This is a genomic window from Allorhodopirellula solitaria, assembly GCF_007859855.1.
GTDB lineage: Bacteria > Planctomycetota > Planctomycetia > Pirellulales > Pirellulaceae > Rhodopirellula > Rhodopirellula solitaria.
This window is the reverse complement of the sequence record NZ_SJPK01000002.1, coordinates 457638-480014: the sequence shown is the minus strand read 5'-3', so window position 1 is coordinate 480014 and position 22377 is coordinate 457638. Positions and strand designations below refer to the sequence as shown.

Below are 22377 nucleotides of genomic sequence, written 5' to 3'. Positions count from 1 at the left end.
GCGTGCGCAGAGCACAGCGGAAGGTTTTTTGAGGCATGGCTCTCGTATCCAATGATTGTTCAAAAATGCGTCCCTGACGAACAAACGCTCGCCAGGGACCGGCAACACCATTGGCGTACCGCTTTTGCAGGGAAACGCTGGCGACCGAGATATCCCTTGCCAAGCCAGCACCTCTGCAGAGCTCGGCTCCGTTTCTCCCGGCAGTGCCAGGCTAACATTGATAATCACATCCCAAAAATAAATCCTTGCATACCGGAGCCATGCCTTGAAAACCTCGGCCGCTCGCTGCCGTCGGATGAGCCCTTAAAAGTCTGGGAGAAGGCACATCAGTTCGTGCTGGCGGCTTATCCACTGACTCGTCGTTTGCCAAGCAGCCACCTACCAGACAGCTTATAACCAACTCACCGAAGTCCAGCGAATGCTCCGCAGTTTCACCCAAAGACTCCGCCGTCCGAAAGAAAGCTAGTAGCTAATAGCTTAAGATCAAACAGCCAGAGCGAAGCGAAGCCCATCCAAACCACCCGATTCCTGAAAAAAGCTAGTAGCTAATAGCTTAAAATCAAACAGCCAGAGCGAAGCGATGCCTATTTACACCTTCGAAGCGATGGACGCGACCGGACAAGAGATCCGGGACGAGATCGATGCAGCCAACGAGGATGAGGCGCAAACCACCATCCGCCAGATGGGATACTTCGTCACGAAGATCGCCGTCAAGAAACAGGCGGCGGGCGACGCGGCTGCTCCGGGTGAAAGGAAGAAACGCCCCTTTGCGATGGGCGGTGCCAAGACCAAGCATATCTGTGCGTTCACTCGCCAGCTATCGATTTTGCAGGACGCCGGTCTGCCGATTCTCCGCAGCCTGCGGATTCTCGAGAACAACCAGAAACCGGGTAAACTCAAGAATGCCCTGATGGACGTTTGCGACGAAATTGAAGGCGGGGCAACGCTCTCCGAAGCGATGGGAAAATGCCCTAAGGTCTTCAACCGTCTCTACGTCAACATGATCAAGGCGGGGGAGGCTGGTGGTGCTCTCGAAACGATTCTCAATCGTCTTGCTGACTTCCTCGAAAGCGCCGAGTCGCTCAAGCGGAAGGTCAAGGGTGCGTTGATCTATCCCGTCATCGTGGTCACCGTGGCGATCGCGATTCTGACGTTCATCATGATCATGATCGTCCCCACGTTCGAAAAAATGTTTGACGAGTTTGGATTGACGCTGCCCGCGCCGACCCAGCTGTTGATCGCGATGAGTAACTACGTCGGTAGCTATTGGTTCCTGCTGATCGCGATGCCGATCTGTGCGTTCATTCTGATCAAGTTGATGCGGAAGTTCAAACATGGCCGGATTGGTTTCGACATGTTCATCTTGCGGGTACCCATTTTCGGGCCCTTGATCGAAAAGAACATTCTCGCCCGGACCACCCGAACCCTCGGCACGCTGATCAGTTCGGGCGTACCGATTATGGAGGGTCTGAACATCACGCGTGAAACCTCAGGCAATGCGATGTTCGAAAAGCTCTATACCAAGGTCGCCGAGCAGATCCGTGAAGGGGAAGTCATCAGCAAGCCGCTGGCCGAACACTCCGTGCTCGGGTTCCACCCCATGGCGGCCGTCTTCTGGGCCCTGTTCGGATCGTTCCCGGGCATCATGGTGCTGAGCGTGGCGTTGACTGCCAAGGGCAGCAAACTCGACAAAGACGGGATGGTGGAATCGCTCACCTTCATGGCGTTGTACATGATCGGCGGCGGGATGGTGATGTGCATCCTGTTTTACCTGACCAAGATCAAAGGCCGGGTGGTCGACGACCTCGTCGTCAACATGGTCGATGTCGGTGAGGAAACCGGCGAACTCGACACGATGCTCTACAAAGTCGCGGACACCTACGACGAAGAAGTCCGCATCATGACCGACAGCCTCACGGCACTGATGGAGCCAATCATGATTGTCTTCCTCGGTCTCGCCGTCGGTTTTATCGTGATCTCACTCTTCATGCCCCTCGTACAACTCATTACAGGATTGACCTAGGAAGCGAGCTATTAGCTTCTAGCTTCTAGCCACTAGCGAACTGAATCAGCCGATGGGCGTTAGCCCCGGTTTCCACACACTCCAAACGCGAAGCGTTCCACCCCTCTCAAAAAGCTAATAGCTAGCAGCTAACAAGCTAATAGCTAAAAAACAACCCGCCGCGAAGCGACCATTCCGCCCTTCAACAACAACCTAGACCGATGATGACTCCAACTCCTTCCCACCGTCGTCCACGGCATGCCGCCAGCAGTGGCTTCACGCTTGTGGAAATTCTCGTCGTGATCATGATCATTGGCATCCTGATGGGCATCGCGATCCCCGCGATCAGCAACGCGTTGTCCAACGCCACAACCGGCGCGCAGCGGCTCGAGATCAACGCTCTCGATCAAGCCGTCAAGGCGTACGAGGCCAAGTACGGTGATTTCCCACCCGACGGTAGCAGCGAAGCGGTACTGCAGCGGCACATGCGGAAGCTATTCCCACGAATGGCCGAACCCGACGCGACGTTGCTCAAGCTGCTCACGGACGACGAAACCGGCAATACCCTGGGAGACTTCAGTGGCGTGGCAATGGACCGTGCCGAAGCCCTCGTATTTTTCTTAGGTGGATTCAGCAAGGACATTCAGCACCCACTGACCGGACCGGGCGGCCCGATTGAGCTGGTGTCCGGCGGAACGCCGACAGACATCACGGACTATCAGTACAACGCCACACGGGACAATGCATTCTTCGATTTCGATACCGAACGGCTGACCATCAATCGCGTGTCGCAGACCTCCCCACTGTTGAGCAATGACGAAACGCTGATGGATGTTGTCAACAACGCCCATGGCGGCAACGACATCTTACCCGCTTACCGGGCCGTCGCAGGCGACGACGCACCGCTCGTCTACTTCGATTCGCGGACCTATGGCGTGATCGCCACGATTTCGGGTGTGAACACCTACAACGGCTATCTCGCATCTCCCGTCGGCGGCGTGCGTCCCTATAAATCGGGGCAAGCCATCGATCCACCCTCCGGTACAACGTATGGATCAGAGAAGGCTGCTTTTGATGCTGTCAAGTTTCAAAACCCGAACACCTTCCAGATCATTTCGCCCGGCTCGGATCTGCTTTTTGGCAAACTCGTCTCCATCGATTCTACCAATACAGCTGCATTGCCGGTGCATTTCACTGAGCAAGGCGTACCGATGTGGCCCGATGAGGATGCAACCTCCCCAGCTGGCCTCGTATTTACCAATGCGGATGTGGGCTCGCAAGGCTTTCAAGATAGTCAGTGGGGTGGCGGCGAGAATATCAACGCGCACCTGGACAACGTCACGAATTTCACAGAATCCTCGCTAGGCAATGGACTTGAGTGATATGTCAGACCGCAGCACAGTCATCAATCGAAACCGCGATCGACGCGTTGGGTTCACCCTCGTCGAGATCCTTGTCGTCCTGGTCATCATTGGCTTGATGGGCGGGATGGTCCTCGCTGCGGTTCAAGGTGTGACGAATTCGGCCCGCGCTTCGCGCACCCGCACGATTATCGCTGCCTGCGACAGTGTGATCCAGGAACAATATGAATCGTACAAATACCGGCCATTACCAGTCGACATCCCCACGCTCAGTCAAGTCGTCGACCACGACAACAACACCTCCACGCCCGACGTGCTGGTTAGTTTCGAAGTGCTGGCAACCGAAGCGGCGCGGGTGCGGTTGATCATGACCCGTGACCTGCAGCGGATGGAGATGCCCGACAAACGGCTCGACGTCGTCTTCAACATGACCGGTCCCGTCCAAACCGACGCGGTTACGATCACGGCGGTAGCCAACCGAGTCGTGTCTGACACGACGAGCGGGCGAGCCATTCGGCAGTACTCTAATCGCCGTCAAATGCCGATCGCTTGGGAGCGAACTCAGAAGGCGTATACGTATTACGATCGCTTTCTCAGTGCCGGTCAAACGTGGACCACCGAAAACGAAGGTGCTGAATGCCTATATTTGATCATGGCCACTTCCTTCGCCAACGGATCTCCCGCCATCGATTCAATTCCCAGTGCCAGTATTGGCGATACCGACGGCGATGGGATGCGTGAGATCCTCGATGGTTGGGGCAGGCCTCTCGGTTTCATCCGCTGGCCGGTGGGCTACATCAATGATGATGACGCGTTGGTCGACCAAACGATCCCCGACGACTTCGATCCCTTTCACGTGGACTTTGGGCATTTCGTCTCAGGAGCGGGTTTCCCGTGGGCCATGCGACCGCTAATTGTCTCGGCTGGCGGCGACGATGAATTCGGCATGTCACTCAGTTCCAACACAGTTTCCTACAACACCCAATCGTGGCCACTCAGTGAAATGGATTCGGGTACGAAGGTCGTCGTTGGCGACGAAGCTGAGGGCCGCACAGGAACCTATGTATTTCCCGACCCCTACCTGCGACACAATGCACCGAGTTCCTTGCCGGGTGCAGAGCTCAATACGGAACTGGTCTCCGACAATATCACCAACTATGCACTGGCGGGTTCCCAATGAATAACCTTTGCATGACCCAACCGAACCGAAAACCGAGTCGCGTCCCGCACGGTTTCACGCTGGTCGAGATGCTCATCGTGATGGTGATCTTCTTGATGCTCGTGGCGGTCGCTCTGCCGGTCGTCAAGGGATTGATCAGTGATCAAAAGGCGACGCGGACGGCGCAGAACATCGAGGCGTTCATGGATGCCGCCCGCAGCCGAGCGATCGCCGAAGGGCGTACCGTTGGCGTGCGTTTCGAACGACTCAGTTCGGTAGCCAATGGCAACTATGCACGATCGACCTCGCTACGGCTACGACAGCTCGTTGGTGTGCCCGCCTACACTGGGGATGCTGCCAACGCGGTCGCCACGCTTTCAGGCTCGCCAGCCAACACCGCTAATTTTGACACCGCCGACAGCCCGTTGATTTACCTCAGCTCGCAGATCCTGAACGATACGGTGACGCCCAGCAACGATTACCTCGCCCCGATTCAGGTGGGAGACATGCTGGAACTGCCGGGCGGCCGATCGGTACCGATCACTGGAATTGGTGCAGTTGCTGGTTCGACCGTCCCCGTTACGTTTGATCTTGCCGAAAACACAGCTGTCGGCGCGACCGGATCGACCGTGAATCGGTTTCCACAGGCGGGTGGCACCAGTGCAACGGGTGGTAACGTGAAGTATCGCATCCAACGCAGTCCCGCTGCGTCGACGAGCAGGGTCATGTCATTGCCGCGGGGAATGGCCATCGACTTCAACTACTCCGGCATCGGCGTCGGCGGCAGCCAGTTTGCACCGAGCATGGACCCAGCCACGTTGCCGCGGGCCGTTGACATTCTCTTCAACGCCAGCGGAGCGGTTTCGCAAGTGATCTACAATTCCGTCAACACACGCGTGTTTCCGACTGGGTTGATCTATTTTTGCGTAGGTGAGATTGATGGTGTGGCCTCCGTCGAAGGGGCAGCCGCGGCGGATCGTGACAACCTATTCTCGCAAGATTCGACACTGACGACGAACATCATGGACCCGGATTCGCTGTGGGTTGTTGTCAACCCAGCCTCGGGCCGCGTCACCACGGTCAGCATGGCGACGCCGGGAACGATCCCCGCAGATCCCACTGACCCGACGACTCTGGCCTACGGTGAGGCATTGAAGCCCGCCAGAGTCTTCGCAACCTTCTCCGATACGGTGGCGGAATGAAAATGAATGAAACTATGAATACCAAGCTTCACGTAGCAACTCGCCAGTCCAGCAGTCGCCAGCGCACCGGTATCACGCTCATCGAAGTCACTTTCGCGATCGGTGTCATCCTCATCGGTTTGGTTGGCCTGACTTCGATCCTGCCACTGGCCGGGCACCGGGCTCAAGACGCAATGGACTTTGACACCGCCGCCGCGATGTCCGATGCCGTCATCAGCGAAGTGGCCGCGCGGAACTTGATTCGTGATGCCGCACTGACGGGCAATCAGGATCTCAGCTACACCGTCGGAACGACCACCGTGCGGGTGATCCAGCCGTTCTGTTTGGATCCTCTGCTCGCAGACAACACAGTGCCTGCGATGAACGGCCAGTACGACATGTCGCTGTTTCCGTTTTACTCAGCCGATCACGATCCGCTGGTGGATCCGTCGACGACATACACGGCGTCCCCGGGTTTCCAGGGACAACCCCGAATGCAACGTGTGGGTTTGAACGCCTTCACGGGCTATTCGGTTGGCAATCGGTTTGAGATCGCGAGAACGTGGGTCGAGAGCCCCAACGATCTCTCCGCCTTGCGTCCAAAAGACCGCTCCATCCCCGCCGTGCTCACGGGTTTGCAGGCAACCTCGGGAACCGATGCGATCGTCGCTGGCAAACGCATTCCCGTCGGCACGTATTCCTGGATGATCACAGTGGATCCGGACGCGGAATCGCGATACGCATCAATGTCTGTCGTGATTTATCAATCACGCGAGCGTACCACCGAGTTCCCTGCAGCAGCGGTTGAAGACGCGAATCAAAACGCGGTTGCTGAACGGGTCGCGTTGGCGACCAATTGGTTGGGTTTTCGGGGTGGAGCAGGCGGCTCGGTCGAGCTTCTGTCCTCCGGCAACACCTTGCCACAACTCACCAGCGGTGATTGGTTGATGCTCTCACGCACGACATTACCGGGGCCCACGCCGCCCAATGCGAATGCCAAGCGAATCGCCTCCCAGGTGTTCCGTTGGTACCGCGTCGTCGGTGTCGACGGGGACCCCACGGTCTTCGAACAGCCCCTGCTCGCCAATACGTCGGTCGATGGAACGGTCATACCAGCGCCCGATTCCAGCAACCCGCGCGCATCGACCACGGTGTGGTCACTCAAGGTGATGTTGGACGGCCCAGATTGGAACTTTTCGCCGAACAACGCTCCAACGGCAGCAAACCAAAACTCATTGACCTACGCGACGTTGGTCGAGGATGTCGTGGCGGTGAACGAAAAGACGATCCTACTCGATGACTTTTTCAACTGAGGCCATGACATGAATTTTTACTTAGCAAAACCTCACGGCCTTTGACGCGTTCACGCTACCTCATCCCTACCCTCTGCTCTTCGCAGCGGAGTGCCGGGGGGGCAGCTTTGTGAGTGGAATACCCCCCATCTCTCTCCCCCCTCTCTCTTCTCTTCAGTCTTTAAGTGCAAATCCGATGAACCGCAAGCAACCACCCGCTGGCATCATCTTGTTAGTCGTGCTCAGTTCACTGACCTTTTTCAGCGTGCTGTTAGCCGCCTATTTGGTCTTCAGCAATCAGTCGCGTCACTCCTCGTTCGCGATTTCAGCGCGGAACATCCATCGCCCCGACGTCAACGGCATCATCGATGATGCGCTGATGACATTGATTCGCGGTACGAGTGTCCCCACAAACCCGTTCTTCGGGGAGGATATGCTGAGTGACTACTACGGGCGAACGGACTACATGGGGTTGCAGGTCGGAACGGTAACAACACCTGTCGAGTTAAATGGTTACGTCCGATTTTCACTGGCCAACGACACATCGATCACCGGAGGCCTCTCGCTCTCCACCGACGAGGTGAACGATCTCTATACGGGACGGATCATCACGTTCACCGAGGGCGACTTCTCGGGGCACACATTTCGCATCCTGCATTCGATCTCCACGTCAGCCGGAAATCACGATGTGATCATCGAAACCAAGCCCGAACTGGGTGTCCTCACTCCTGCTGTGGGTGACTCCATTTGGATGAATGGTGTACCGCGGAATTCACCGGGGTTGGGGTTCGATGGGACGAATGTGAACGATGACGCCGCGACCGGCTACCAGTTCACGCCCTCGAACGTCGGCAGTGTTGGGTTCCGGCTCCCGGTAGCCCTGCAACCGCATTCACTTGGCACCAATGTCAACAAGGGTTCTGCCACCGCGACGCCCGGCAGCGATTTCGACGAAGGCTACGACGCCGCCGATTTCAACAATTGGTTCCTCAGCCACCAGGACCCCACGACCAGCAAGGTGATCCCATCTTTCCATCGTCCATCGGTCCTCAACTACATCCTCAATGAGAACCTCGATTGGGCCAATCCGCCGACCGATGCATATGCCCACGTTATCGCCAGCGTTGCGCGTAGCACGTTTCGCCCATTCCCGATTGCCGAAAATCAATTAGTGACGACAGCGACTGCACCGATGGTGACGAGTTCGCCGCTCATCCACGAGCAGTTCACCGGTGGCAGCAGTAGCTTCGCACTGCGACTGCCGCTGTTAATGCAAGGGACCGGTACCCCACCGACACTGAACTACACCACAGCACGAGTCCGTTTGAACCAATTGATGGAAGCACTCATCAATGGTCCCTGGGACGTCGACAATGATTTCGACGGTGTCGCCGATAGCATCTGGGTGGACTTCGGACTGCCGCTAATCACGGCCCCTGATGGCAAGTTACTGCGTCCGTTGGTGGCACCGATGATCGAAGACCTGTCCGGTCGTTTGAACGTCAATGCACACGGTAATTTCGCGTTGATCAACCAAGCAACTGGCGTGAACGAAACGGTCGCGGATTGGACCAACGGCGGCAGTGCCGATCAGTTTGCCTTTCGCGGCCTCGGTTACGGCCCCGCTGATATCAACATCCCGGGCACCGCAGCCCAGCTCGGCAACCTCCTGCAGTCTCGATACCAAATCGCAACCGGGGGTGAGTTGGTTCCAGGTCGATCCGGAGCAGATGCTTTAGGGGTCCTGATGTCGGGATGGCAACCGGCTGCCTTGACGGGCAACGGTGTTTACGGCAATTCGATCGATCCGTACGGACGCGGTGCCCACGGTCTCTCGCTCAGTGGAGCGGTCGTCCCAGCCAACGACGGGGACGTGACCGTCTTCTCACCGACCGATGTGGGTGAAGCACTCGGCGACGATCCCGCCACGACGGCATTCACCGAGCCGACCTCAAATGAGTTGGCCGACAACCCCTACGAGCTCGATCCGACGGGCCAGCTCAGTAGTGACAGTGTTTTCACCGGTGAAGAACTCGAAGCGATCATTCGAATCAATGAGTTTGATAACGACCTATTGCCTACTCGGCTAACGAATTTGATCAGCCCGATGGCTGCGACCGAGCCGGATTTGGCGCAAGCAATCACCATGACTAGCGTGTCAGATGACAGTCCAATCGTGGCGACTCCCGGCAGCGCGTCGGCCTACGACGCGCTACGTGGTCTGATCGGTGGCACACTGACCAATGCTCAGCTCAATGACCTCGTTGCCCCCGAACTGCGTTTGGCAAAACGCCTTAATATCAACCGGCGATTCGGCAACGGCATCGATGACAATGGCAATAATATTGTCGATGAGCCACGTGAGTACAACGTGCCCGGTCGAGATGACGACGGCAACGGAACGGTTGATGATGCAAGCGAAACAGTAGGCGTCGAAACGCGTGCCTTCGAATCTTATGCCAGCGAGACCGTCAATGGCAGCTTTACTGGAATCGCTCCTAACTATGTTCGTGACGACAGTGCGCATGCATCGCCACGTCAACTCCTGGCGCGTCATCTTTATGTATTGATGATGATGATCAGCGAGGACTTGCAGAACGAGTACCCCAGCTACGGCGACACCCTCGGCACTCCTGTCCCGGTCTCAGACCGAGAAGCCTACCGGGCCCGGCGCATTGCCCAGTGGGCGGTCAACGTGGTCGACTACCGCGATCCCGATGCCATCATGACGCGGTTCGCCTACGACCCCAACCCGTTCGATGGTTGGGCGGTCGCTGAAGACATCAATGGCGATGGCACACTCCAGCCCGCTACGGAAGTGTTCGGCACCAGTGCGACGGTGCCAACCAATTTCTCACCCGTCGTGTGGGGTTGTGAGCAACCCGATCTCCTGTTCAGTGAATCCTATGCGACTCACGACCTTCGGGTTCGAGATACGAACCTCGACACCGATGGAAAAAAGGGGACTTCGGCGCCGGATGAGGATGACGACATGGATCAGGTCCGCATCCCCCAGGGGTCGTTGTTTCTGGAATTGTACAATCCTCGCCGCCGAGTGTTGGCCGGTGCGGCGGATCCTAATACTGCTGGCCTTCCTCGTGAACTTTATGACGTCGATACGAGCGGCGCCAGTGTCAGTTATTCGCTCGACCTGGCGAGAACGATCCCGACCCTCTTTAACGGAACGAACTGGGGAACCGGAACGGCTTCTGCGGACGTGCCTGTCTGGCGAGTTGGCATCAGTGAACCTCATTTCGAAGCCGCCGATCCTGCCAACAATCCAGTCGGCACGGGCAGCTCTCCGCTTGAACTGCGCGCGACTTTGCCCGATACCCAGTCGTTTCAACCGGAGCTCGGTAATCCCAACGCACTGGATGAACTCAACGATACTGCGGCGAATCTGGACCTGAACCGCTTCGTGCTGTTCACGAGCTACGCTATTGACAGCGAACTCGATGCTGCGATTGCACCAATCCCTGATATGACGCAGCCCGCCGGTATATTTTTTAATCGCAGTGGCACGCTCGCCGAGCTGCTGCCCGAGCAGTATCTCACGTTGGCTCCACGGTTCACGACCCACTTTGGGTCGAAGGTGTACGCCGACACGATCAACCCCAGCGCACCGAGTGATCAAAGATTCGAGATCTCCAGCGCGGCACCATCGGTCGGCTTGATCCAGTATGACGCGGCCGACACCCTGTTAACGCCCAATACGAGCACGAGAGTCTTACCGGGACTCAGCCTCGCGATTTCGAGTTTTCCGCCAGGTGACTGGACGAATACAGCTACGACACTTCCCAACGGAATCGGTTTGAACGTAAGCGAACCGCTGCCGATCATTGCTGGTGACTATTACGACGAGCCGTATTTGCGATATACTGAAGTCGCGGGCGCGAATTACCCTTTGACAGATGCCTATGTGCAGCTTGACGATACGGGAGCATTAGTCGTACCACCCGCGCCTCTTCCTCCAACTCCAATCTATCTCGACAGGCCTCAGGACATGCATGTCGACGGGCCAATCAAGCAACTCACTCAAGCGTTCGCAGCCGACCCGGCGACCGTCGCGGACCCCATGTTGGGAACGGTGCCAAACTATCGCACTGCGTTTCTGCAACGTTTGGCCGATCCGACCCGAGGGTTCCATCCAACGCTCAACCCCTACCGCACGATCGATCAGATCGCCATCGATCTGACTGTGTTTAGCGGTGAGGATACTGCAGCGAATGTCACCGCAACGGGTAACGTCCCGGCCACCCCCCCTTCGGAACTGGACTATCTTAACGGCAGTCGCCAACGAACCGGCGAGGGTATTGACGGCGTTGGGGTCGACTTGCTGTATTCCTACCGAACCAACTATGGTTTGACGCCACAACCCGCGGACACGGTTTCTGCACCGATGTCGCCCGCCGGTGACTACTTCAACCTCGGCACGAACGTGGCCACCACGTTCAATTACATCAATAGTGAGTTTTGGGACCCAATGGCAGACGCCGTGACCACACCCATTCGCGGTCGTCCTCGCAACCCATTCGCGATGCATCCGTGGTTGAATCGTCCCTTTGCGACGCCGCACGAATTGATGATGGTGCCTGCGTGCTCGCAAGGGCGACTGCTCGAAGAGTTCAGCGTGATCGATCCTGGCAATCCCAACCCACCCGTTTTCCCGGAAAACAGCTCGGCATCGACGGATCCCGCCTACGCGACGATCTTCCTGTCGCCGTTCCGCCATCTGCTGAACTTTTTCAATAGTGAAAACATCAAAGCGACCTCACCAGCGAACGCTGCCGAGTTCAGCACACTGTTTGATCTCGTGGGCACCGGACCGCGTTATCGGGGCGAGTCCAAAGCGATGCTGCCGACACGGATTGCAGGGACACCTCTGGTGCCTCTCTATGCGGCCCCATTTAACTTCACCGAAGACAACCAACGTCATGGCAAACTGAACCTCAATTCCATCGAAACCTTCGCGGCTTGGAAAGGATTGATGCAGGGGCACATGAACCCGGGAGAATACAGCAATGCGTCGGGAGCAGCGAATGCCGATCAATTGTCATATCAGTCGTTCCTACAGACGCGCCGCGGGTATGTACCGCCCAACACAACACCCGTTCCGACCGTTCTGCTGTCGGATTCATCGACGCCGGTAAACTACGCACCCAATCAGCTCGACCCTCGTTTCCCGACACAGTTTGCGGGCGTCTTCCGGCGGAGTGCGGAAGGCAAATTCGGGATGGAAGTTCGCGACCTCAGCACCTCAGGTAACGACGACTCGCTGTTGTTACGACGCCGTAACGTCAACGCCGGATTGCTGCGTGGGGAAGGCACGGTGGATAACCAAGAAACCGGAACCGGTGGCACGACGCCGACGCACACGCCGCTGTTTGTTCGTTCTGGAGGCGAGCTTCCACAGACGACCATCGAGTATCAAAATCGCAACAAGAACCCGTTCTTGAAATACCAAACGCTGATGCGGATGCCGAATTTGGCCTCCGACAACTCGCAGACATTCTTGATCCGCATGACCGTCGGCTTCTTCGAAGTCGACGCTGACGACACAGCGAATCTGGGGGCAGAGTACGGAGAATCGACTGGCCAAACACAGCGGTATCGGGCAATGTTCATCGTCGACCGCTCGATCCCAGTCGGCTTCATCCCCGGCCAAGACTTAAACGCCCGCGACACCGTTGTTTTCGAAAGGTATTACCCATGAGAAATTTAAAGAGAGGAGGCCCAACGGGCCGTTGCTAGGATAGCCCAGGGCATCGCCCTGGGGCACCGGAAACGGAAACCTCGCTAGCGCCAAGCCAACCCGATCCCCAGGGCGTTGCCCTGGGCTGTCATCACGCCGCCCCCTTGGGGGCTGAAGAAGTTTATCTTTTCCTCCGACCGTTTGTCATGTCGCACCATTTAAACCCCTGTCGCCACCTCACCCGCACCCGATCGCGTTCTGCCTTCACCCTCGTGGAAATGCTCATTGCAATGGCGATCACGCTGTTGATGATGGCGGCGGTAGCGCGCGCGTTCGCTTTTGTCGGTGAACGGGTGCGCGATAGCCGCGGCAATGTTTCGCTATCGAGCGAACTGCGTGATGTCACCACGCGGCTCAACGATGAACTGCGCCGCTGCACCGTACCGCTCGACCCGGTCGACGGTGACGATCCCGAACCCAACGGATATTTCGAATACTACGAAGGTCCGATGACCGATGCCACCACCACGATCCTGGGTCGATACAGCACGATCGATGATCAGACAGTGGCCCAAGACAGCCGTTTCGGTGACCTCGACGATTACCTGGCCTTCACTGCCATCGCCCCTCCAGGAGCCTGGTTCACGGGCCAAGTCCCCGCGTACATTCTCAACACGGCGCTCGATCCGGCGTCGGGCTCGGCAACAGAGATTGCTGCCAACACACCTGTCGTGATTCGCTCTCGCTATGCCGAGATCGTTTACTTTGCGAACCCGGAACGTGATACCACCGGTGCAATTGTTGATGCGGACGATGATTCGATCCCAGACCGCGTGATGCTGTATCGACGCGTGCTGCTGATCCGCCCGGATTTGAACTCAGTCACATCGGGAGTCGGTCTCCGATTGACTGCGGGCAACGATTGGTTGACGGGGATGGGTGACGCTCATCAGATCGTCGATCTCTCCATTCGCCGCCAGCTCAATGCAGACGGCACACCGAATCGGAATGTGAATGCAGCGGTCGTGGCCAACTCGCTCGACGATTTATCTCAGCCGCACAATCGGTTTGCGCACGTGCGCGTTCCTTGGGGGCAAATTGTGGGCGGAACTTCACCGGACACCTCGATGCCGATTCTAGCCCTTGAGGATCTCGAGCCGACGAGCTTGATTCGCCAAGGCAGCACGAATAATCTCAGTCCAACTCTAAGCGCCACGAACAACGCCCCCGTGGTCACGCCCCAAAAGTGGAGCGGGTATCTGCGACGCGAGTTTGTGCTGAGCGGAGATCGTCGTGGCGAAGACGTGATCGCCAACAACTGCCGCGCCCTCGATCTACAGATTTTTGATCCCACCGCCGCGTTCTACCTCTCGTCGCGCGACTTGGTGGTCGGACCGGGTGACGCGGGTTACCGCCAGGTCCTGTCCGGGCCGACGGGTGCCTTGATCCCCGACGGCGTCCCGGGCGGCGGCTTCGTTGATTTGGCCTATCCCGTGCTCGCCGGAGGAGCCTTGCGAGGCTGGCAAGACCTACTAGTATCCAATTCCCCAGGTGCACCGTCAGGCCAAGTCACGCCGAACCTGGAACCCGGGGCTAGCGACACGCTCAACATCACTCGCATGTCCTCGGTTTTCTCCGGCTTGGATTTGGCCGCCGCGTCGACGTTCCCAGCAAATACCACCGACCAAACCTACACCGATGCACTTTTCAAATCGGGGCGATTGGTGATAGCAGGCAGCGATCAGATTCGATTGTTCCAACCCGCCTTCGATACGTACACGTCGGCGTATGAACGTGATGGGTTCTATCAAGAACGGCGGTACATCGGGGGTCGGTTCCGAGGCACCTACTGGAAGCAATACAATGCAGGCGATGCCAGTATCACGGACTTGGCCGCGGATGGGATCGATACCAACGCGCCTACACTGTTCCCGGGCGAGTACGGCACCGACGACCCGAGTGAACGAGAAACCTCGGCGCCGTTTGTACAAACACCCCAGGCGATCCGGGTAACGGTGCGGCTAGAGAATGTCGGCACCCGGCAACTCCAACAGATGTCCGTTGTCCATCGCGATTCACTCTGACGGAGAACGGCTTCGGGGTCGGTACGATACGCTGGCTCGGTGTCCGGGGATGTCGCGCCGCTTATCCCCGACTATTGTCCGTCGATCCCTCCGCGATGTTTCGTGATGCCTACTTAGCAACGCACGATCAATTTCTGTCGTAGTGAACGAGCCGACGAGCTGTTGATTACCCACAAGTCTTCGTACGCCGAAGGCGTTTTAGAAAATAGCCGGTGGTTTGAGCGGAGCGAACACCACCGGGATCAACAAACGTGGCACTCGGTGCCTTACGGCACTCGGCTCATTGGGGGCTTGGTGATGGGCTGCAGGTTGCGTGCATGCGAGCGGCGGCTGACTCGATGCTGTGGTAATGAATCAGCTGTTCTCTGGCGGAGTTTTGGAACTGGGCCAGTCGATCCGCAGTGCGGCTGAGGGCAACAATTCGCTCGGCCAGCTCGCCTACGTCGTGGGGAGCAAAACATTCTCCGCCACCGGTCGCTTCGATCAGTTCTACAAAGGCCCCATGAGCGGGTTGGAGGACGGGCACGCCCGCGGCCATGGCCTCGAGCAGGAACAGGCCCTTGGGATCCTCGTAGGGGGCCGGGACGCTGAGGAGATCGAAGCTTCGCATCAACGAGACCTTGTCCTCCAACGAGGGGCTGCCGTGGTAGCGGAATCGGTGGGTCAGGCCGGCTGCTGCTATTTTTCCGGTCAACTCGTCGAGGTACGGCCGATGGTGATCGCCAAGCCATCCGGCTGCGTGCAGCGTGATGTGCACATTGTCGGGATCACGGGCAACTCGTTCGAAAGCCTCGGCGAGTAGGTGCAATCCTTTCTCGGGAGCAATGCGAGCGAAGTAGCCGATGCGAAATTCGCCGTCCTGCTTCTCATGAACCACGCTTCGTCCGTGGAGGCCAGCTGATGTCGCTTCGTCGCGTTCAGCAAAGGGAGCCAGGTCGATCGAGAGCGGGTGAATCTCGAACTTGCTCGTCGGGATTGCGAGCAGCTCGCTCATCTTGTCCCGGTAGAAGCGGCTGTAGGTCACGAACGTGTCGACTTTTTCAGCGAGCTGACGGCACAGTTCGATTGCTTGGCTGCGTGTCTGTTCAGGGAGTTGATCCAGGAAGATATCATCGCCCTGCAGCACAACGATGATTTTCGTTTGCGGCAAACGCTCGGCGATCGAGGGGATCACGCCGCCGATCAACAGGTTGCTGAGGATGATCGCATCGGGGCGATGTTCGGTCTCGAGCCAGCGGACGAGTCGCTCCACTTCACTGGCCTGTCGACCGTGTTCCCCCCTCAGCATCGAGAGGGTCAATTCGCCGAGCCGAGCGGGATCGGTACCAACGGCTTTGCGAGTGGCAGCCCGAATGACCCCTGGCCGGTCCAACCACGACCGCAGACCACGAGGCACCCAGCGGAGCAGGGGGAATTGTTGGAGCAGGTAGACCTGGATGCCGCCCAAGAATACTTCATCGGATGCGATGCCGGGTTCATCGGTTCGAATCGGCGTGTAGACCGGTTGCAGCAGCACGTCATCGCCGAGCTCCCGCATCGCCTTGGCGAGCGAGTTGTCGTGCATGCAACTGCCGCAATACATCCCAGCGGCTCCGGCGGTGAGGAAGAGGATTTTCACTTCAGATCCTTTTCAAATCAGATCACTGTACAAAGATGTTTTGACGTCGATACTACGTAGGGTAGAATTCCAGCCTGCACCGTGTTTCGCCCGTCCCTTTCAACGACTTTCCCCACGCCGCCATCATGCATCCTTGGATTGCCGACCGCACCAAAACATTCGATAGCAGCGGTATTCGCCGCGTGTTTGATCTGGCCGCGAAACTCAAAGACCCGATCAATCTATCGATCGGGCAACCCGATTTTGATGTGCCCGAGGCGATTAAGGAAGCTTCCATCGAGGCGATTCGTAGCGGGCGAAACGCCTACTCGCCGACCCAGGGCATCGCGCCGCTGCGAGACGCTATCCTAGCAGAAGTCCGGGAGAAATACCCCGACCAAGAACGCGATGTGTTCATCAGCAGTGGCACCAGCGGCGGTTTGGTTTTATCGATGCTCTCGATGGTCAACCCGGGCGATGAGGTGATCTTTCTCGATCCCTACTTTGTGATGTACCCGGCGCTCGTTCGGTTGGCCGGTGGCGTGCCGGTGATGGTGGATTCCTATCCCGATTTCCGGCTCGACCCGGATAAGATCGCGGCCGCGATCACGCCCCAGACGAAAATGATTCTGGTCAACAGCCCCGCCAATCCGACTGGCGTGACAGCCGACCAAGCGGACCTCAAAGCGGTCGCCGAAATTGCTGCCCAGCACAACGTCGCCCTGCTCTCGGATGAGATCTACAGCCGCTTCTTTTACGAGGGCGAGTTCTACTCACCGGCAGCGGACAATCCCGATACGATTGTGATCGACGGGTTCAGCAAATCGCACGCGATGACAGGGTGGCGAGTGGGATATGTCCACGGCCCGCCCGAAGTGATCGCGACAATGTTGAAGATCCAACAGTTCTCGTTTGTCTGCGCCCCGCAGCCAGCACAATGGGGAGCCCTGCGGGCGACCGAGGTTTCGATGCAGGCCAACGTGGACGAGTACCGCCGAAAACGTGATTTCCTCGTCGGCGAATTGTCGCCGCATTACGAGCTGACCTCACCCGGCGGTGCCTTCTATCTATTCCCCAAAGCCCCTGGTACAGCTGGTGGAGCCGCCTTTGTCGAGCACGCCATTTCACAGGGCCTGCTGATCATTCCCGGAAACATCTTCAGCAGAGCGGACAGCCACTTCCGGATCAGTTTCGCCGCCAGCGACGAGACGCTCCGCCGCGGTGCGGACATGCTGATCCGGCTCGCCCAAGAATCAGCCCGGTAATGGCGTGTTGATCTATTCGATATTGGCGCCGTCATGTTGAGCCCCGCAAGTTTTCCGGCTGATCCGACGGAAGCGTGCGCCCGAGGTTTTCAAGGCATGGCTCCAGTATCGAAGGATTTATTTGTGGGATGTGATTATCAATGTTAGACTGGCACTGCCGGGAGAAACCGAGCCGAGCTCTGCAGAGGTGCTGGCTTGGCAAGGGATATCTCGGTCGCCAGCGTTTCCCTGCAAAAGCGGTACGCCAATGGTGTTGTCGGTCCCTGGCGAGCGTTTGTTCGTCAGGGACGCATTTTTGAACGATCATTGGATACGAGAGCCATGCCTCAAAAAAACTTCCGCTGTGCTCTGCGCACGCTTCCGTCGGATGAGCCGGTTTTCCTACGCCGAAGGCGTAAACGAGAATAGCTGTAGGTCAGCGCAGCGCCACCTGCGGTGTCTCGTTGGTCACCGAACGTCGACCCCGAAAGTGGGTCGCAGATCCCGTCATGAATGATCTTCCACCCCATGCGGGGTTGGCTCTTGCGATTTGCGACGTATCCGGTGGTGTTCGCTTGCGCTCAAACCACCGGCTATTTTCTATCATCCCTGACGGGATACTTCTCCCACGTTCCTGACGCGTCTGGGCTCAATCAATCGACGCTGGCACGCAAAGTGCATGAGCCATCCGTTCATGACTACTGCATCCAAACCATCGAGCGACAGCTCGGCAACCTCCAGCCCCGAACGGCTGGTCGCATCGGTCGATTTACCGGTACCGATTGACGTGGCCTTTGGCTACCACGAGCGGCCGGGATGTCTGCAGCGGTTGAACCCGCCCTGGGAATCGGTCGAGGTGGAACACAGCGATGGTAGCCTCACGGTAGGCAGCCGGGTGGTCGTGAAAACGCCTGTCGCCGGCATCCCACTACGCTGGCAGGTGCGACATACCGAGTACGAACCGCCCGAATTATTCACCGACGAACAGGAGTCGGGCCCGTTCACGTCGTGGAGGCATCGCCATCGGTTCTCTACCACCGGCCCCGATGCGTCACGACTGACCGACGAGATTGAATACCAAGTGCCGCTGGGCAGGATGGGCAACCTCGTCGGAGGCTCCCGCGTTCGAGAGAAACTCGAATCTGTCTTCGCCTACCGGCATCGGGTCACTCGAGATGACCTGGCACTGCAGGCACGTTACCCGAGCGATCCGTTAACGATCGCGGTTTCGGGAGCGAGCGGGCTGGTGGGCCGGTCGCTCTGCCGACTATTGGTCCTGCTCGGCCACCGGGTGCTGACGATCACCCGTGACGAACAGGCCGGCGACGATGAAATCGCGGCTTGGTCGAGCGACGCGGAGTTCGAGCGATTCAATGAGGTCGATGTGGTTGTGCATTTGGCGGGCAAGCCGATTGCGGGGCCGCGATGGACCGATGAGATCAAGCAACAGATCCGCGACAGTCGGATCGAGAAGACCCGTAGTCTCTGTGAGCGGTTGGCAAAATTGTCACGTCCGCCCCAGACGCTCATTTGTGCCTCCGCGACGGGTTTCTATGGCGATCGCGGCGATGAGATGCTGCACGAATCGTCCGCACCAGGCGAGGGTTTTCTGGCCGATACGTGCCAGCAGTGGGAAGCCTCATGCCGACCGGCATCCGAGGCGGGCATTCGGGTGGTCAATGCACGATTGGGCATGGTGATTTCACCTCGGGGAGGTGCCTTGGAAAAAATGCTCACGCCAGCGAAGTTCGGTGGCGGGGCACTGGGCAGTGGACGGCAATATTGGAGCTGGATCGCGCTCGATGACGTGCTCGGAGGGATCGTCCATGCGATCGCGACACCGAGGCTCGTCGGTCCTGTGAACTTCGTTTCGCCCACGCCGATGAGCAACCGCGAATTCGCCAGAACTCTGGGCCAGGTGATCGGTCGTCCGGCCCTGTTTCCCGCCCCCGCACCGGCGTTGCGGTTGGCGTTGGGAGAGATGGCCGATGCCCTGTTGTTAGCGAGCAACCGCGTCATCCCCGATCAGCTCGCGTCGAGCGGCTACGAATTTCGCTTTTCGTCACTACGCGAACTCTTGCGTTACTGCTTAGGCGTCGAACGGCTCGCAGCGAACTGAGTGGGTGAAAGTAGCCAGACGACTCCGCTCGTCTGAGCTGGGGGGAGAGAGTGCTTTTGCTCGCGACGGGCGGAGCCGTCGGGCGACTGTGTAGCCAGACGACTCCGTTCGTCTGAGCTGGGGAGGAGAGTGCTTTTGCTCGCGACGGGCGGAGCCGTCGGGCGACTATGTAGCCAGACGACTCCGTTCCTCTGAGCTGGGGAAGAGAGTGCTTTTGCTCGCGACGGGCGGAGCCGTCGGTCGACTTTGCAGCCAGACGACTCCGTTCGTCTGAGCTAGGGGGAGAGAGTGCTTTTGCTCGCGACGGGCGGAGCCGTCGGGCGACTATGTAGCCAGACGACTCCGTTCGTCTGAGCCGGGGAAGAGTGTGCTTTTGCTCGCGACGGGCGGAGCCGTCGGTCGACTGTGCAGCCAGACGACTCCGTTCCTCTGAGCTGGGGAAGAGTGTGCTTTTGCTCGCGGCGGGCGGAGCCGTCGGTCGACTATGTAGCCAGACGACTCCGCTCGTCTGAGCTGGGGAAGTGAGTGCTTTTACTCGCGACGGGCGGAGCCGTCGGGCGACTATGTAGCCAGACGACTCCGTTCGTCTGAGCTATGGGAAAAGTGTGCTTTTACTCGCGACGGGCGGAGCCGTCGGTCGACTATGGGCAGCGGATAGCCACCGCGGGCCGAATTCATTAGGATTCGGAGTCTGGAACCACTGCTCCGACCTCGCTCCATCCTCCCTTTTGCGACGTATGAAATTCACTCGGAACTTTTGCATTATCGCCCATATCGACCACGGCAAATCGACCTTGGCCGATCGCTTGATCCAAGCCTGTGGCGGCATCACACAGCGTGAGTTCCACGACCAGATGCTCGATTCGATGGATATCGAGCGTGAGCGGGGGATCACGATCAAGAGTAATACGGTCACGCTCAACTACACCTCGAAGGATGGCCAAACGTATCAATTGAACTTGATCGACACCCCCGGCCACGTGGACTTCTCGCACGAGGTCCGGCGTTCGTTGATGGCGGCTGAGGGTGCCCTGATGGTCGTCGACGCGTCCCAGGGCGTCGAGGCGCAGACGGTTGCGAACCTCTACCTCGCCTTGGAATACGACCTCGAACTGCTGCCCGTGATCAACAAGATCGACTTGCCAGCGGCCAATGTCGAACGGGTGCGGGAGGAGATCGATGCCGATCTGGGGCTCGATCCCTTCGTCGCGATCCCCGTTTCCGCCAAAACCGGCGAAGGAATTGAGGATGTGCTCGAGGGTATCGTGGCTCACCTGCCGCCTCCCGAGGGCGATCCCTCGGCGCCGCTAAAGGCTCTCATTTTCGACGCGTTTTTCGACAAATACCGTGGTGTGATTTTGCAGTGCCGGGTCCTCGACGGCACGCTCAAGCCGAAAGACACGATCCACTTCATGCACGCGGACCGCGATTTCCAAGTCGATGAACTGGGGTACAACCAGTTCAAATTGGTCCCCAAGAAACAGCTCACTGCGGGCGAAGTCGGCTACATCGTCGCAGGCGTCAAAAGCGTTCAGGACATCGAGATCGGCGACACGATCACGCTCGCTGACCGCCCCACCGCCGAACCCATTCCCGGATACCAACCCGCGAGGCAGGTGGTCTTCTCGTCGGTATATCCGATGAGCACCGACGAGTACCAAGACCTCACCAAGGCACTGGAAAAACTGTCCATCAATGACGCCGCCCTGACCTATGAAAAGGACAGTTCGGCAGCACTCGGTTTCGGTTTCCGCTGTGGCTTTCTCGGCCTCTTGCACCTCGACGTGATCCAAGAGCGTCTGCAGCGTGAATTTGACATCGGACTGGTGATTTCTGCTCCGTCGGTGAGTTACCAACTCACCCTCAAAGACGGTTCATCACTCGATATCGACAACCCCAGCAATTGGCCGGATCCGTCCACTATCGATTCAGCCAGCGAACCCTACATCCGGGCGCAGATCCTGACCCCGGAAGAGTACGTCGGCCCGGTGATGGAATTGTGCCGCGATCATCGCAGCGAGAGCCAAACGATGAATTATCTATCGGCAGGTCGGGTCGAGGTGGTCAGCGAGATGCCGCTCGGCGAAGTGCTGTTTGATTTCTACGGTAAACTGAAAATGATCACACGCGGTTACGGGTCCTTCGACTACGTGCCGATCGAGTACCGCAAAACCGACATTGTCAAAGTCGATATTTTGGTGAACAAGGAACCCGTCGACGCCTTGGCATACCTGGTCCATCGCGAAAAATCCCGTGCCCGAGCTTTGCACTACTGCGAACAACTTGCCGAGGAGATCCCCCGCCACCAGTTCAAGATTCCGATCCAAGGTGCCATTGGCGGCACCGTGATCGCTCGCTCGACGATCCAGGCTGTCCGGAAAGACGTGACAGCGAAATGCTATGGCGGCGATATTTCGCGGAAGAAGAAACTCTTGGAGAAACAGAAGAAGGGCAAAGCCAAGATGAAGCAATTCGGCAGCGTCACGATCCCCCAGAAAGCCTTCATCTCGGTCTTGCGAGCCGAGAAGAAGTAGCCTGTGGTTTCCTGGCCAGTCGACTGCCCACATAACCAGAACCCCTGTCAGCTTGTCTGACAGGAATCACCGTTTTCTGATTAGAACAATGGAGCGTTCACCCCGCTCCCAT

At 58.0% G+C, this 22377-nt stretch carries 11 protein-coding genes; 10 read left to right on the top strand and 1 reads right to left on the bottom strand.

Features of this window, described 5'->3' with window-relative positions; translation table 11 throughout:
* Positions 1-580 precede the first annotated feature (580 nt).
* The 7 genes from CA85_RS05070 (at position 581) to CA85_RS05040 (ending at position 14771) form a co-directional block, all read left to right on the top strand.
* Positions 581-2023: a type II secretion system F family protein gene (locus CA85_RS05070; RefSeq protein WP_146390206.1), complete on the top strand. Its 1443-nt coding sequence runs from the start codon at positions 581-583 to the stop codon at positions 2021-2023.
* Between the two features lie 200 nt (positions 2024-2223).
* Complete coding sequence (locus CA85_RS05065) at positions 2224-3384, top strand: type II secretion system protein (RefSeq protein ID WP_146390205.1); 1161 nt, start codon at positions 2224-2226, stop codon at positions 3382-3384.
* Position 3385: 1 nt separating this feature from the next.
* Entirely contained in the window at positions 3386-4543 is a 1158-nt protein-coding gene (locus tag CA85_RS05060) for a type II secretion system protein (protein WP_146390439.1), read from the top strand.
* Positions 4544-4554: 11 nt separating this feature from the next.
* The gene (locus CA85_RS05055; protein WP_186774752.1) at positions 4555-5724 is read left to right on the top strand and encodes a prepilin-type N-terminal cleavage/methylation domain-containing protein; all 1170 of its coding nucleotides are present in this window, start codon (positions 4555-4557) and stop codon (positions 5722-5724) included.
* A 14-nt stretch (positions 5725-5738) separates the two neighbouring features.
* Positions 5739-7016 carry a type IV pilus modification PilV family protein gene (locus tag CA85_RS05050; protein ID WP_146390203.1) on the top strand — a complete coding sequence of 426 codons (1278 nt, stop codon included), beginning with the start codon at positions 5739-5741 and terminating at the stop codon, positions 7014-7016.
* A 175-nt stretch (positions 7017-7191) separates the two neighbouring features.
* Positions 7192-12708, top strand: coding sequence for a hypothetical protein (locus CA85_RS05045; RefSeq protein ID WP_146390202.1), 5517 nt, complete (start codon positions 7192-7194; stop codon positions 12706-12708).
* A gap of 185 nt (positions 12709-12893) precedes the next feature.
* Positions 12894-14771, top strand: coding sequence for a prepilin-type N-terminal cleavage/methylation domain-containing protein (locus CA85_RS05040; protein ID WP_146390201.1), 1878 nt, complete (start codon positions 12894-12896; stop codon positions 14769-14771).
* Between the two features lie 280 nt (positions 14772-15051).
* Here the strand turns inward: CA85_RS05040 and CA85_RS05035 are convergent, their stop codons facing one another.
* On the bottom strand, positions 15052-16389 hold the full coding sequence (locus CA85_RS05035) for a glycosyltransferase family 4 protein (RefSeq protein ID WP_146390200.1): 1338 nt from the start codon (positions 16387-16389) through the stop codon (positions 15052-15054).
* 125 nt (positions 16390-16514) lie between these two features.
* Here CA85_RS05035 and CA85_RS05030 point away from each other — a divergent pair, with 125 nt between their 5' ends.
* The 3 genes from CA85_RS05030 (at position 16515) to lepA (ending at position 22265) form a co-directional block, all read left to right on the top strand.
* Positions 16515-17633 (top strand): pyridoxal phosphate-dependent aminotransferase, encoded by a 1119-nt coding sequence (locus CA85_RS05030; RefSeq protein ID WP_146390199.1) that lies wholly within the window; start codon positions 16515-16517, stop codon positions 17631-17633.
* Between the two features lie 673 nt (positions 17634-18306).
* A complete protein-coding gene (locus CA85_RS05025; protein ID WP_146390198.1) occupies positions 18307-19731 on the top strand; it encodes a TIGR01777 family oxidoreductase in 1425 nt (474 codons plus the stop codon).
* A 737-nt stretch (positions 19732-20468) separates the two neighbouring features.
* On the top strand, positions 20469-22265 hold the full coding sequence (lepA, locus tag CA85_RS05020) for a translation elongation factor 4 (protein ID WP_146390197.1): 1797 nt from the start codon (positions 20469-20471) through the stop codon (positions 22263-22265).
* Positions 22266-22377: the final 112 nt, after the last annotated feature.